This window comes from Gloeocapsa sp. PCC 7428, assembly GCF_000317555.1.
Lineage (GTDB): Bacteria > Cyanobacteriota > Cyanobacteriia > Cyanobacteriales > Chroococcidiopsidaceae > Chroogloeocystis.
The window spans coordinates 1,249,790-1,262,971 of sequence record NC_019745.1 but is presented as its reverse complement, the minus strand read 5'-3'; the positions used below and the strand labels follow the sequence as shown (position 1 = coordinate 1,262,971).

Annotated in this window: 14 protein-coding genes; 6 read left to right on the top strand and 8 right to left on the bottom strand. The window is 44.7% G+C overall.

What is annotated here, in order from left to right; translation table 11 throughout:
* Positions 1-302: 302 nt before the first annotated feature.
* From GLO7428_RS05625 to GLO7428_RS05615, 3 genes are all read left to right on the top strand, one after another.
* Positions 303-638: a hypothetical protein gene (locus tag GLO7428_RS05625; protein WP_015187597.1), complete on the top strand. Its 336-nt coding sequence runs from the start codon at positions 303-305 to the stop codon at positions 636-638.
* A gap of 73 nt (positions 639-711) precedes the next feature.
* Entirely contained in the window at positions 712-2,223 is a 1,512-nt protein-coding gene (locus GLO7428_RS05620) for an AAA family ATPase (RefSeq protein ID WP_015187596.1), read from the top strand.
* 149 nt (positions 2,224-2,372) lie between these two features.
* Entirely contained in the window at positions 2,373-2,723 is a 351-nt protein-coding gene (locus tag GLO7428_RS05615) for a DUF1257 domain-containing protein (protein WP_015187595.1), read from the top strand.
* Between the two features lie 150 nt (positions 2,724-2,873).
* Here GLO7428_RS05615 and GLO7428_RS05610 read toward each other — a convergent pair whose 3' ends face one another.
* The 4 genes from GLO7428_RS05610 to GLO7428_RS05595 form a co-directional block, all read right to left on the bottom strand.
* Positions 2,874-3,251, bottom strand: a complete 378-nt coding sequence (locus GLO7428_RS05610; RefSeq protein ID WP_015187594.1) for a low temperature-induced protein — start codon at positions 3,249-3,251, stop codon at positions 2,874-2,876.
* A 155-nt stretch (positions 3,252-3,406) separates the two neighbouring features.
* Complete coding sequence (locus GLO7428_RS05605) at positions 3,407-3,700, bottom strand: hypothetical protein (protein ID WP_015187593.1); 294 nt, start codon at positions 3,698-3,700, stop codon at positions 3,407-3,409.
* 58 nt (positions 3,701-3,758) lie between these two features.
* Positions 3,759-4,805, bottom strand: a complete 1,047-nt coding sequence (locus GLO7428_RS05600; RefSeq protein ID WP_015187592.1) for an ABC transporter permease — start codon at positions 4,803-4,805, stop codon at positions 3,759-3,761.
* A gap of 50 nt (positions 4,806-4,855) precedes the next feature.
* Complete coding sequence (locus GLO7428_RS05595; RefSeq protein ID WP_015187591.1) at positions 4,856-5,377, bottom strand: adenine phosphoribosyltransferase; 522 nt, start codon at positions 5,375-5,377, stop codon at positions 4,856-4,858.
* A 433-nt stretch (positions 5,378-5,810) separates the two neighbouring features.
* Between GLO7428_RS05595 and GLO7428_RS05590 the strand changes: the two genes are divergently transcribed.
* On the top strand, positions 5,811-6,437 hold the full coding sequence (locus tag GLO7428_RS05590; protein WP_015187590.1) for a DUF3038 domain-containing protein: 627 nt from the start codon (positions 5,811-5,813) through the stop codon (positions 6,435-6,437).
* Positions 6,434-7,384, top strand: coding sequence for a DUF4335 domain-containing protein (locus GLO7428_RS05585; RefSeq protein WP_015187589.1), 951 nt, complete (start codon positions 6,434-6,436; stop codon positions 7,382-7,384). The genes GLO7428_RS05590 and GLO7428_RS05585 overlap by 4 nt, the downstream gene beginning before the upstream one ends.
* Positions 7,385-7,387: 3 nt before the next feature.
* Here the strand turns inward: GLO7428_RS05585 and GLO7428_RS05580 are convergent, their stop codons facing one another.
* A complete protein-coding gene (locus tag GLO7428_RS05580; RefSeq protein ID WP_015187588.1) occupies positions 7,388-9,652 on the bottom strand; it encodes a transglycosylase domain-containing protein in 2,265 nt (754 codons plus the stop codon).
* 490 nt (positions 9,653-10,142) lie between these two features.
* On the opposite strand from GLO7428_RS05580, the gene GLO7428_RS05575 reads away from it, so the two are divergent.
* Positions 10,143-10,781 carry a hypothetical protein gene (locus GLO7428_RS05575; RefSeq protein WP_015187587.1) on the top strand — a complete coding sequence of 213 codons (639 nt, stop codon included), beginning with the start codon at positions 10,143-10,145 and terminating at the stop codon, positions 10,779-10,781.
* A gap of 80 nt (positions 10,782-10,861) precedes the next feature.
* Here GLO7428_RS05575 and lspA read toward each other — a convergent pair whose 3' ends face one another.
* The 3 genes from lspA to pstB all read right to left on the bottom strand — a co-directional run bounded on the left by lspA (position 10,862) and on the right by pstB (position 13,152).
* Positions 10,862-11,338: a signal peptidase II gene (lspA, locus tag GLO7428_RS05570; RefSeq protein ID WP_015187586.1), complete on the bottom strand. Its 477-nt coding sequence runs from the start codon at positions 11,336-11,338 to the stop codon at positions 10,862-10,864.
* A 68-nt stretch (positions 11,339-11,406) separates the two neighbouring features.
* Positions 11,407-11,988, bottom strand: a complete 582-nt coding sequence (locus tag GLO7428_RS05565; RefSeq protein WP_015187585.1) for a biotin transporter BioY — start codon at positions 11,986-11,988, stop codon at positions 11,407-11,409.
* Positions 11,989-12,321: 333 nt separating this feature from the next.
* Positions 12,322-13,152: a phosphate ABC transporter ATP-binding protein PstB gene (pstB, locus tag GLO7428_RS05560; protein WP_015187584.1), complete on the bottom strand. Its 831-nt coding sequence runs from the start codon at positions 13,150-13,152 to the stop codon at positions 12,322-12,324.
* Positions 13,153-13,182 lie beyond the last annotated feature (30 nt).

The window sequence follows — 13,182 nt, the reverse complement described above, 5'->3', positions numbered from 1 at the left end:
CGCTATTACGCAAATAGGTCTCTCAACTTGTGCAGCTACTGTGTTGTGGAGGTATGCGCTCCACCACCGTAACTAGCGTCACCCCTACATTTAGAGCTTAGGAATCGTAGCTCGATGTGAGAATGCTTAAGCTTAGCAAACTTTCTGACACCGAATTCTTAACTTTTACCCTAGCTATTTCCTTCGCGTTAAATATTAAGATATGTAACATTATTGACGTCAAAACGCTTTGCAGTCTTGACAACTAATGGTAGAGTCGATAACGTAATATGCATACCCGGGTAAGACCACTCAAAAGTTATATGCAAGCTAAGCAAAAAGTTACTTTGTATTTGTCGCCAGAATTGCATCGAAAACTCAAAATTCGAGCCGCAATCGATTCAGAACCAATGTCCGACATCGCCGAAAAAGCTCTGATCTTCTATCTCAATCATTCTGAAGTAGTAGAAGAAACAGAAGCAAACCACGGTAGAAACCATCGCTTATACAACTGCCCTGAATGTGAAACGGCGCTTGTAATGCGAGACGGAGAAATGGTTCCAGTAGGCGAACAACCTGGAGTTCGGGAAGAAGTCCCCGTAGAACAGGTTCCTCAAGTAGGAACGAGTCCGCAGGGCGAAGAATTAGTTCCTTGCTAAGAATTCAATCCTAGTACGAATTTTTATCAAAAGTCTGTCTGCATCAACTAAGGTTCCAAGTAGGTCGTCGGCAATGAAAGAAGAGCTAAACGTCTTAATACAAGCTCAATACCCTCTAATCTACCTTGTGACCTCCGAGGAAGAACGGGCTGAGCAGGCAATATCGATGATCGCCCAAACGCGACCCCAACGGCGAATCTTTGTCTGGACTGTTACCCACGGTATTGTTGAGTATGGTCAACCCCGGAATATTACGCAACACAATACCGTATCGCCAGAAGCCGCGATCGAATGGGTCATTCGCCAACGCGAAGCAAGCATATTTATTTTCAAAGATTTACATCCTTTTATCGATTCGCCCGCAACAACACGATGGTTAAGAGATGCGATCGCTAGCTTCAAGGGCACGCAGAAAACCATAATTTTGATGTCGCCATTACAGCAAATCCCCATCGAGTTAGAAAAAGAAGTCGTCGTTCTTGACTTTGCGCTCCCCGACATGACCGAGCTTAACGACGTGCTATCTCGGCAGTTAGAGCAAAGCCGAAACCGGCGGTTAAGTACCGAGGCAAGAGAAAAACTTCTCAAAGCGGCTTTGGGTTTAACGCGCGACGAAGCCGAGAAAGTTTACCGTAAGGCTCAAGTTTATACCAAAGGTCAACTGACCGAGAACGAAGTAGATATCGTTTTATCAGAGAAAAAGCAGTTAATTCGCCGTAACGGTATTTTAGAATTTATCGAGGAAGACGAAACGCTAGAGGCTGTTGGTGGCTTAGAAGAACTCAAACGTTGGCTAAAACAACGCTCAAACGCCTTTACCGAAAGAGCGCGCGAGTACGGACTCCCTCAACCGAAAGGAATGTTGATTCTTGGTGTCCCTGGTTGCGGTAAGTCACTCATTGCTAAAACAACATCTCGACTTTGGGGTTTACCACTACTCCGCCTCGATATGGGTAGAGTCTATGACGGCTCGATGGTAGGTCGATCCGAAGCTAACTTACGCAATGCCTTAAAGACAGCAGAATCGATTTCGCCAGCAATTCTCTTCATAGACGAACTCGATAAAGCCTTCGCGGGTGGTACCGGATCTGCTGATTCAGACGGCGGAACATCAAGTCGAATTTTTGGTTCGTTCTTAACCTGGATGCAAGAAAAAACTTCTCCAGTGTTTGTCATGGCAACCGCTAACCGAGTGGAACGTCTACCTGGTGAATTTTTAAGAAAAGGTCGTTTTGATGAAATTTTCTTTGTCGATCTTCCTAATGCTGAAGAGCGTAAAGAAATCTTCCAAATCCACCTTGTCAAGCGTAAACGCGACATTTCGCGATTTGACCTTGAACAACTTGCCAAAGTAGCTGACGGCTTTTCAGGTGCAGAAATCGAGCAAGCGTTAGTTGCTGCGATGTACGAAGCCTTTGCGCAAGACCGCGAGTTTACGCAATTAGATATTATTGCTGCGATAAAAGCGACGTTGCCACTATCGCGCACCATGACCGAACAGGTCACAGCCCTCAGAGATTGGGCTAGGCAGCGTGCCAGACCCGCAGCAGCCTCCGTTGCTGAGTATCAGCGAATGGAGTTTTAAAAGCTTTCTCCTGCTACCAACAGGAGCAAAGGCTAGCAAATGCTAGCAGTTTAGTCAAAAGCCGCGAATACAAACTTCCCAAAAGGCTCGCGGTCCCATCTGATCCCAAACGTTGTTTTTCTCAATTTTCCCTTTAGGAGGAAACTAAAATGTCTCACTTTAGCACCCTACGCACCAAAATTACTGATGTAGAAATCCTCAAGGCTTCTCTACGCGACTTGGGTATTACTACCAAAACTGAAGCCGATGTACGCGGATACAATGGTCAGCGTGTTCGTGCCGACTTAGTTGCAGTATTAGAAGGTGAGTATGACCTTGGTTGGTCCCGCAATAGCGATGGTTCGTTCGATTTGATTGCTGACCTTTGGGGCGTTGCTAAGAAGCACAATCAAACTGAGTTAATCAACTCAATTAACCAAAAGTATGCTGTTAACAAAACTTTAGCTGAAGTTAAGCAGCGTGGTTTGCAAAATGCCAATGTTAAATTGGTATTGCAATAGCTTATACAGCGCGTTCCCAAGTATGCGGGTTGACCAAGAATTGTGAGGTTAACCCTTTTTTATTGCGTTAACCAACATTAAAGAAAGGGTAGAAATTTCTACCCTTTTATTATGAAGTATTAACAACTAAGAACTAACTAATCTCAAAGGTTACTTTTTCTTTCCAGTCAAGGCTTCGAGGAAACTCTTAGAATTTTCCTCAACTGATGTCGCCTGAGCGTTGTCTGGACGACTCATTTTTTCTGCGTCAGCAGCGCCTTGAATTTCATTAAGACCTTCATTGGCTTTAACTTGCGTTTCTTTACGAGAATAGGGATCGTCTAAAACTGCTTTCTGTGCTTCCTTTTCGATTGCTGTCAGATTCGCCTCACCTTGCTGGGGCGCGGATGGAGCAGCATTTGGTTGTGGAGTCTCTGTACCACTTAAAGCAGGTGTAGCACTAGATAAAACTAGAAAAACACAAGCACACAGAGCTAGCAAAACACGGACTGGACGCAAAGCAGAAAATTTGAAACGAATAGAGCGCATACCAAGTTTCTCCTGGTTATAGCAATTGACCATTACTAGGTTATTAACAGGATAAGACTAAGCAGAATCCTATACAACTACTTGTAGTTGTATCTTGAAATGTTCATTTAGATACATCTACAGCGAGATAGATATGTTAATCACCAAGTTGTAGCCTAAAAATGAGTTAAAAAGTCTACTTTTGGTAGTAAAGGATCTTGCACAATACCGACACCGACAAAACCCCATCTTTGAAGTAGGCTTTTAACTTGACTACCAGCAACTGATTCTACAGCAAATTGCTCTGCTACGTCTGCACCATGCGTATTGAGATAGCTAAGTGCGTCAAAATCTTCGCGAAACATTAACAAATAGCCATCTTTTTTTGTAGCTTCAGTCGCAATTTGAGGATGAGCGACAAGATAACGTCCATCGGCTCTGGAGCGGATTAAATAATATATTTGTGACATAAGCAGAAAACCTCAGGAGCTATCTCAGATTATTTTTAACTCCTGACTCTAGTTTGGTTTAATTAATATTCTCTAAACGAATTCTGGGATCTACGGCTTTCAGCAGTAGGTCGGCAATCAAGTTACCGGCAATGAGCATCACTGCGCCCATTGTTAAGCTTGCCATGACTAGATACAAGTCCTGCGCCAAAACCGCTTGCAGAATTAAGCGCCCCAAACCAGGCCAATTAAAGAAAAATTCGGCAATAAATGCACCGCTCAATAAACTAGCGAGTTCAAAACCGAGAATTGTAATCAATGGGTTCACCGCATTGCGTAACGCATGAACATAGATGACGCGGTTTTCTGGCAAGCCTTTAGCCCGGGCCGTTTGAATGTAGTCTTGTCGCAAAACATCGAGTAACTCACCCCGCGTGATGCGTTGCAAACCCGCAAAACTGGTGATGCTTAATGCGATCGTGGGGAGGATCATGTGCCAAGCAACATCCAAAATTCTGCCAAATGGCGAAAAGTCAGCATGGTTAATACTTGTCATTCCACCCACAGGGAAGAGGGGCGAAGTATTTTGGGCAAAAATGAGAAGTAAAAGCGCAGTGATAAAGCTAGGAAAACCTTGTCCTGTGTAGCTGATAACTTGTAACAAGCGATCGCTCCAATGATTTTGTTTGACTGCGGCTACAATTCCCAGCGGAATGGCGATCGCCCACGTCAGAACGAGCGAGGCGATCGCGAGTAACAACGTCGCGCCAATGCGCTCCCACAATAACGAAGCCACCGAGCGTTGATAAACAAAACTTGTCCCAAAATCGCCTTGCGTCACGATCCGCCACAGCCAACGTCCGTACTGCTCGAGCCACGAGCGATCTAAACCAAACTGCTGTCGTAGTTCCTCGATGCGTTCGGGCGAAATTTGCGGATTTTGCCTTAGCGTATCGAGATAATCGCCAGGAGCCAACTGAATAATAAAAAAGGAAAGTGCTGATGCGAGTAACAACGTCAGGAGTGCCTGTAGTAGCCGCTTGACCACATAAACAACCGTTTCGCTATCAAATAACCGATTCAGCCAGCCCCAATTCGCAATCGCAGAAACCTTACTCGAAGTCATAATCGCAGTTCGCTCGTAGCCTGAGTGAAGTCAAGACAATCTCGTTACCATCAATATTCAACCAGCGAGATGACAGGTACACCATCAGGCAACTGTTGTCGTCCTTGTAAATCCCGTAGCTCGATAATAAACCCAAAGCCAATTAACTTGCAGCCGATCTGTTGTACTAATTTGGCAGTTGCGCTTGCGGTTCCCCCTGTTGCCAGCAGATCGTCAACGATTAACACTGGGCTACCTGGCTGCAAAGCGTCTTGATGCACCTCCAACCGATCCATTCCGTATTCGAGTTGATACTCGACAGCATGAACCGAGGACGGTAATTTTCCTGGTTTACGAACTGGAATAAAGCCAGCACCCAATTTATAAGCTAAAGGTGCGCCAATAATAAAGCCCCGCGATTCCATCCCGACAACATAATTAGCTGTCAAATCCGCAGCCTGAAATTTCTCTGTTAGGGAATCAACCGTATAGCGTAAGCCATCTGCATCGCGCAATAGTGTCGTGATATCTCGAAATAAAATTCCAGGTTTAGGAAAATCGGGAATATCACGAATTAAGGACTTGAGATCCATAAGCGTGTTGCCAAGAGTAACTTAGTGTAAAGTGGCACGTTGTTCTCAACAAAAAATTAATTTTTTATTGAGTCAGACAAGGTTATCAGGTTATAGCTTCTACTCCCTAACTCCCAATTCCTCAATGATGCCTGAAAAATCGTACACTAGAAATCTAGATAAATCTGAATTGTTGCTGACATTTGTAAGTTGGTAAATGATTCTCAAACATAGAATCGCTGAATCTCACTCCAACTTGCGAACTACAGTAGACAGATCCTCAGCCTCCTGCTTGATTGCGGCGAAGTTGGGAGCTAATTGATACAAAGATCCGTCAATTTAACCAGTAGGGGATCTTGCCCCATGCCAAAAGTGGACGTTTTGTCGTGTAATTTGGCAATCTAGTGGAAGTTTGTATGGCAAAATTCCTCTTCACCCGAGATCGCTTGATAACATGAATGCTTCTGTGAGTGTAGTACCAATAGACGCGGCTGCTATCCAGTCCAATCCGTTGATTTTAGATTATTTACCTTATCCATCTATTGAAGAAAAAGGGTGTCCCCGCCGCACCTGTTTGCAAATTGACTTGATTCTACTAGCAATCGAAGCTCTAGAAATAGGTGGTTCTGAAGCTCTTCTGGATGTAGCGCGAGAACTAGAACTTCAAGACATTATCAAAAATCGGGTGAATTTGTGGCGGCTACGCAGTACAAATCCATTACGTAGAGCACATACACGCCGTTTGTTAAGTATTGTTGAGGCAAAAGCGCTCGTCGTCATCGCGTGTCATATAGCAAGACGCTTGACAGTTTTGTTACGCCAATTGCTGTTAGCTTATCAACAGATGAGCGATAAGCAAATTCCTCTAGAGCAAAACTTACGTTTAGCGAATTACCTAGAGCGGTTTCGCGCGCATTTCCGTAGCCGCATGAACCCGCGCCGTTCAGGAGTCTTAGCTTACAATTCTGATGATAAGTTAAACGAACTCGCACTCAGTTTATTAGGACAATTACTATTTTGTACTGGAACTGCCGGAACTCAGAGGTTGTGGATGAGTTTGTTTGACGGGGAAGTAGAATGAAGACAATTCAACGTAAGTACAGTTTGCCTAATTGCACTCTCTTTGTAGAGGGTTTAAGCGAGCCTACAAACGAGCAGTCTCCAAGTGTTAGACCCGTGCTTTCGATGTTGGTGAATGCAGAATGTCATTTAGCAGGAGCTAAACAACCGTTGACGGGAGGGCGAGAATTTTTTGAAAGCTTAGTCACGGCGGTAAGTGGTTATGCCCAAGAATTTTTGAGCAAAGTTCCCCATCCTGAAGCGCATCGAAACGAGTCAGGTTTAGTGCAATTGCAGCAAATTGATTCTAATCGTCATCGCTTAATTGTCCATTCAAACGCCTCAAATCCTGGTGTAGAAGCAGCGTCTACGCCTGTAGCAATTGATTTAACGACAGTACAACTGTTTGATTTGGTAGAAGCTGTCGATCAATTTTTTGCGGATAGCCAAACGTTACCCACAATGTCGTTGCAGCTAGCTCCTGTTTCTAAACGCTATGCGGGACACACGCCACAGTTAACAAAACAAGCCGTACCAGCCGCAGTTGGAGTGTCGAGTTTAGCATTAGCGGCGATCGCATTCTTTTTCGTCCCCATTCCCGAAGTTCGTCGTCCCGAAGAACCACAACCACAATCGCGATCGCGTAGCAGTAATTTAGCCGCAGCAATTACCGACACCGAACAAATCGCCTGGCTGCAACAAACACTCTACAACCGCATCAATCGCGTTTGGACAACTCGTGCGATCAATCACGATTTGATCTACCGCGTGAGTACCACAGCTAATGGTGCAATTGTCGGATATCGATCGACGAATGCGATTGCCAACGATGCGATCGCACAAACTCCGTTACCTAATTTACTTGTTTATCCCGTCGCAACTCCAGAAACAGCACAAGAAGCCCTCGCGCAGTTTCGCGTAGTATTCGGTCGTGACGGGGTATTGCAGGTGACTCCCTGGCAAAGTTAGCAGTTACTGGACAACTTGACGCATATAGTTACCCCATAATTGCGCCGCGATCGCGCTGCTACCTGCTGTGGGAGAACTATTGTCGTTCCCTAACCAAACGCCGGTCACAAGCTGGCGATCGGGAATAAAACCAATAAACCACAAATCGCGATTATCATCGGTTGTACCAGTTTTTCCGGCAACACCTAACCCTAGTGCGGCGCTTCTTCCTGTGCCACGCTGGACAACACTGCGTAACATTGAAGTCATTGTCTCAGCTACATTAGGCGGGATTGCCTGAATATTCGCATCATTACTCTGCTCAAAAGAATAAATCTCACGGCAAGTTTTTAAGTTTTGGCGATCACTACAATCGCTGCTGTCTAAAATGCGACTGATCAAGTGCGGACGATTCCATACGCCACCGTTAGCGACTGCTGCAAACGCGCCTGTCATTTCGAGGACAGTCGTTTCGCTTTGTCCTAAAACCAAACCAGGTACAGGATTGAGCGGTGATTCTACACCTAACCGCCTTGCCATCCGCACTACCCGATCCAATCCCACATCTTGAGCAACCCGTAAAGCAACCGAGTTTTCAGACAGTGCTAACCCAGTATACATATCAATACTACCACTGGAGCGTTCGCATCCACGATACCTCTGACCTCTCCAAGAAACAGGCGCACACGAATAAGCTTTGTAGGGGGAAATTCCCTGCTCGACGGCGGCGGTATAAGCAAATAACTTGAACGTTGAACCTGGCTGTCGCTGTGCTTGCGTAGCACGGTTAAATTGACTTGTTTTGTAATCAGTTCCGCCAACAAGTGCTAATACTGCGCCTGTATCAGCATCAAGCGTGACGATTGCGCCTTGCGAAAAACGATACGCTCCGCCACTGTTACTTACCGCGTTGCGTAGTGCAGTTTCTGCTTGGGCTTGAATTTTGGGGTCTAGCTGCGTTTCGATAATAAAATTACCTTCGCGTGCAAGTTGCTCGCCCAAGATTTGCCTAAGTTCCTGAAAAACGTAACTATAAAAGTAGGGCGCGATTGTGTTTGCTTGTTCTTCACACACGCGACGGCTGACATCTACAGGCGATCGCCGCGCGCGATTTGCCTCTTCTGTGCTAATTCTCCCCTGCGCGAGCATGCGAGTGAGTACGCGATTGCGGTAATCGATAATACTTTGATGACTTTGCGCATCACCACAAAAATTGAAACTGTTCGGGGCGGGCAAAATTCCGACTAAAGTTGCGGCTTCGGTTAAAGTTAAATCTTTTGCCGCCTTATCGAAGTAATATCGCGACGCATCCTCAAAACCTAAAGTGTCTCCACCTAGGTAAATTCGGTTTAAGTAAGTTCGTAGTAAAAAGTCTTTACTGTAAAACGTTTCTAGCTTCAGCGCGACAATCGCTTCGCGCAACTTCCGCCCTAAAGAATCTTCGGGTCCGACATAATCGCGAAACAAACTCCGTGCAACTTGTTGCGTCACAGTACTTGCACCTTGCTGAAACTCGCGATCGCGTACATTTACAACTATGGCGCGCAGAATTCCAATCGGATCGACGCCAAAATGCCAATTAAAGCGACTATCTTCGGAAGCAAGAACCGCATCGGGTAGATAAGGCGAAAAGTCTGATAATCGTGGTAGATCGACGTGAGAAGTTGTTCGCGGTGGACGTAAGGGCGTTTCTCCATCACGCGCATAAACAACGACGGGCGCTTGTGTCGCACCTGGTAAAGGGACAACAGAAAACTTTGTCCATTCAATCCCAATTCCTAGTGCTAAAAGCAGCGTCACGCCACCAATACCATACGCACACCAATTAAGCGCTCGAACATACCAAGGTGGTGGATCGACGTATTGTAGCCGCACCGCTGCCGCAAGTTCTGGCGGACCAAGTGTCAGAATATCTCCGTGACGCAGTGCTAGCGATGAAATGCGTCTTTTACCGCGATAGATACCATTCGTCGAGTTTTCGTCTTTGATCACAAAAGGCGATCGCCGCTTGGGATGACGTGCAATTGATAAGTGAATTTGGCTGACAACAGGATTGCGGACGACAATATCGCAAGAGCGCGAACTGCGACCGAGAAGATAGCGATCGCCAAGCAATGGATAAACTTCGGCTTTATCAGCCCCTGCATCTTGTAACCAAAGCTCAGGGACTCTAGCATTTGGTTTGAGGGCTAGTTTGGAAAAATCTACTTTGGCTTGAATCGTTTTTACTGCTTGAGTTACCTGTCCGAAAACGGTTTGTGGTTTGCGCGGTGGTTGGGGTTGATTCATTTTCTGTTTGCATTACCAAGTTGTCAGTAAAAGTTTTGACTCATTGCAAAAATGAGGAAGTTTCTCAGCAAATGATTTAGTCTTTTACCTTCCAGTAATTGAGATGCGATCGCTCATAGCTCAGCGCCCAAAGCGGCTTCTTTCATCCGAGAAGATTTTTTGAAGCTCGATGTTGATCTACTGAAAACATTTTACTCACAAGCTCATAATAGTTACTGAGCAAAACGATTCGCTACAAGCTGTCTTTAACACATTCATGTTTTGCTTTAAAGTTATTGATTGGTTAGCGCGATCGCTAATATATTCTTTAAACTTATTAAGACGATAAAACAATATTATCGGTTTCCTGAAACTATCTTGTGACAATGCTTCTCCTTATAGGGAGCTTTCTTATGCATACAAAGATCTCATATATATCCTCATTAGGGTAGATTTTTGATATATTTTCCTCTGTTTTAATGATCCAAAAAATGTGTTGAGGTTAAGTGGTGTGAAAATAAGATACGTAGGTTTATTTGGTACTGCTCTGACTCTGGCATTATCTAGCAATGCTTTAGCTCAAGAACCAACAACTCAAACTCCAGAAATTGAGCTTTCACCACAAGGTTTAGAAATTCTGTGCGAGCGTTTCCCACTCAACTCACGTTGCGAAGGTGGTACACCGCTGACAGGTCCAGCACCCACAGGGACAACTACTCCAGATGCAACAACGCCTACTACCCCAGATGCGACAACGCCCACGACCCCAGGAGGTACAACTCCTCTCGATCCAACTGCACCACCAGTAACACCGCTGCCAGGACCAGATGGTACGATAACTCCAGATACTACGACTCCACCGGCAGGACCAACTGATGGCACGACGCTACCTCCAGAATCTCCTACAGGTGGTGGTACACGAGTAGCACCTGAAAGCCCAATTAATGCTCCAGATGCAACAACACCAGTACCTGGCACAGATAGCACCACAACTCCGGACGGTGCAGTAGCACCCACCAACCCTAATGCGCCTATTGATGACCAAATTGAATCTCGCCCTTCTGAGCCTCTACCAGGTGGAACAATGATGCCTGCGCCTGGAACCGATAGCGTTGCACCTAGCAGCCCTAGTGAAGGTGTGACACCTTAGGAATTAACGCTAAGGCATGGTTTAAGTCCTAACTAACGAATACTGACTTTAAGGGGATCTAAGCTTAGATCCCCTTATTTTTAGCGAGTTCTGCGAGGAGTATCTTTTGGCTGTGCAAATGTAGCAATAAGTAAGCAAATAATGCCAATATTGATAGATACATCGGCAAAATTAAAGATAGGAAACTGAATCAGGCGAAAATCTAGAAAATCAACAACGCTTCCCGCCACAAAGCGATCAATTCCATTTCCTAGCGCGCCGCCTAAAATTAATCCATAACCTAGTTGTTCAAAAGTCCGCATGACTCCCCCAAACCAGGCTAATGCCATTAATCCTAAACTCACAGCTAAAGACAGCCAGCGCAGCCACTCAACTTTGCCACTAAATAAGCTAAAAGCTGCACCAGTGTTAGTGACATACGTGAGATGAAATACTCCCTCGATGAGAGGTTGGGTTTCTGATAAATAAAAGTTTTGTACTACCCAAAATTTAGTTAACTGGTCAATAACTAAACTAATAACAGCAACGATCCAGAAAAGACGATTTTTTACACGCATGAGAATTTACAAAAGCTGAGATTTTAGATTGCATCTAAAATCTAAAAAATAGAGTAATCTACTTGAAGCTAGTACAACATAACGAATCGTAAACAGTAAGATAAAACTGCTACTGCACAAGTAATGATTAGATGTCCTGGTAGCGAATAAACAGAATATCTCAATACTGCTTCTAAAAGCGTTAATTGTGTAAACCCCGCACCAATAATATACTTTAAAATAAGATACCCTACCCCAGTTGAATGAATCGCTAGTAGACCACACAAACAACTAAAAGCAAGTGACTCTAGTTTGTTTGAAGTTTTAAAGGCAAGAAAACCACATATCCAGGCTCCTGGAACAAAGCCTAGCACGTAGCCGAAGTTAGGCTGGTTGAGATAGCTAATTCCGCCACCTTGATAAAATACAGGTAGCCAAGTTAAGCCAAGCACGATATAAGCAATTTGAGAAAGTGCGCCAGCTGTTTTACCTCCTAAGCAACCTACAAGCAGCACTGCTCCAATTTGATATGTTACTCCTAAAGGAGTCGCCTGAATGCCGTAATGGTTCCAACTCCAAGGGGCGCTCGTAAAATGTGCTTCGATAAAAGTGCCACCAATGGTGAGGAGTAAACCAACTAAAGACCATAGTATTTGACGGGGAACAGCCACTATTTTCTTCACATTCGTAAGGATCGTAGTAAGAGTACCAATCGGCTTGATTCATCATCTCATTATCTACTACTACCTTAGAAGTCTTGTGGTACTGTGGCTAACAAATTTTTGTTAGGGAATTATTTAATGGTTTTAGCCTGGCGACTGAAGTCGCGGCTCAAAAACTAAGTCCACCTGCGTGGACTCGTCTAATGCTTCTTCGGCATAGCTACAGTATTATGCACTAAGCTCTTTTGTGACAAACTGACTTTGACAAACCAAGTAAGCTTATAAAAAACCTCGTCACAACGAATGAAGATGGACAAGGTGTTACAGCTATTTATGGCAATTTTAACCGAATCTGCCGCTGACGTACTGTCGCGTGTATTCTTCTTGCGGGTTATTGAAAATTGCTTCTGTTCTATCGTACTCAACTAAATAGCCAAAGCGTTTTCCACCCTCTTCAGCTTCGGCATTGAAAAATGCAGTATAGTCAGCAACCCGTGTCGCCTGCTGCATATTGTGCGTCACAATCACAATTGTGTAATTTTCTTTCAGTTCTTGAATGAGTTCTTCTACTTTACGGGTAGATATAGGGTCAAGCGCCGAAGCGGGTTCATCCATCAAAACGACATCAGGTTCGATCGCAACTGTCCGCGCGATACACAGACGCTGTTGTTGACCACCAGATAAAGATAAACCACTTTCTTTGAGTTTGTCTTTAACTTCATCCCATAATGCGGCTTGGCGGAGCGATCGCTCGACAATTTCATCCATTTCGCTTTTTTTGTAGCCGTTAATTTTGGCACCGAAAGCGATGTTGTCATAGATCGATTTAGGGAAAGGATTTGGTTTTTGGAACACCATCCCGATCCTGCGGCGTACTTGTACTGGGTCTACTTTATCGCCATAGATGTCAACGCCTTGGTAGGTCACTTTTCCACCAACTTTTGTCCCAGGGATCAAGTCATTAAGACGGTTGAAACATCTTATTAGCGTACTCTTACCGCAGCCTGAAGGACCGATAAAAGCGACGACTTGATTCTTAGGGATATCTAAGCTGACACCGCGTAGGGCTTGGAAAGAACCGTATGTCACTGAAACATTTTCAGCACGTAAGATTGCTTCTTGCGTCGTACTAGTACTTCTAGAATTTGGTGTATTGATTGTGTCAGGATTCATGGCTGTGTGGGTATTTTAGAAATTGATAAG

What these genes read in the sequence shown, in the direction of transcription:
- GLO7428_RS05585 (WP_015187589.1), top strand. Translation starts at nt 6,434, where the DNA reads ATGAAGACAATTCAACGTAAGTACAGTTTGCCTAATTGCACTCTCTTT.
- GLO7428_RS05595 (WP_015187591.1), bottom strand. Translation starts at nt 5,377, where the DNA reads ATGGATCTCAAGTCCTTAATTCGTGATATTCCCGATTTTCCTAAACCT.
- GLO7428_RS05625 (WP_015187597.1), top strand. Translation starts at nt 303, where the DNA reads ATGCAAGCTAAGCAAAAAGTTACTTTGTATTTGTCGCCAGAATTGCAT.
- GLO7428_RS05620 (WP_015187596.1), top strand. Translation starts at nt 712, where the DNA reads ATGAAAGAAGAGCTAAACGTCTTAATACAAGCTCAATACCCTCTAATC.
- GLO7428_RS05600 (WP_015187592.1), bottom strand. Translation starts at nt 4,805, where the DNA reads ATGACTTCGAGTAAGGTTTCTGCGATTGCGAATTGGGGCTGGCTGAAT.
- GLO7428_RS05610 (WP_015187594.1), bottom strand. Translation starts at nt 3,251, where the DNA reads ATGCGCTCTATTCGTTTCAAATTTTCTGCTTTGCGTCCAGTCCGTGTT.
- pstB (WP_015187584.1), bottom strand. Translation starts at nt 13,152, where the DNA reads ATGAATCCTGACACAATCAATACACCAAATTCTAGAAGTACTAGTACG.
- GLO7428_RS05590 (WP_015187590.1), top strand. Translation starts at nt 5,811, where the DNA reads ATGAATGCTTCTGTGAGTGTAGTACCAATAGACGCGGCTGCTATCCAG.
- lspA (WP_015187586.1), bottom strand. Translation starts at nt 11,338, where the DNA reads ATGCGTGTAAAAAATCGTCTTTTCTGGATCGTTGCTGTTATTAGTTTA.
- GLO7428_RS05615 (WP_015187595.1), top strand. Translation starts at nt 2,373, where the DNA reads ATGTCTCACTTTAGCACCCTACGCACCAAAATTACTGATGTAGAAATC.
- GLO7428_RS05580 (WP_015187588.1), bottom strand. Translation starts at nt 9,652, where the DNA reads ATGAATCAACCCCAACCACCGCGCAAACCACAAACCGTTTTCGGACAG.
- GLO7428_RS05605 (WP_015187593.1), bottom strand. Translation starts at nt 3,700, where the DNA reads ATGTCACAAATATATTATTTAATCCGCTCCAGAGCCGATGGACGTTAT.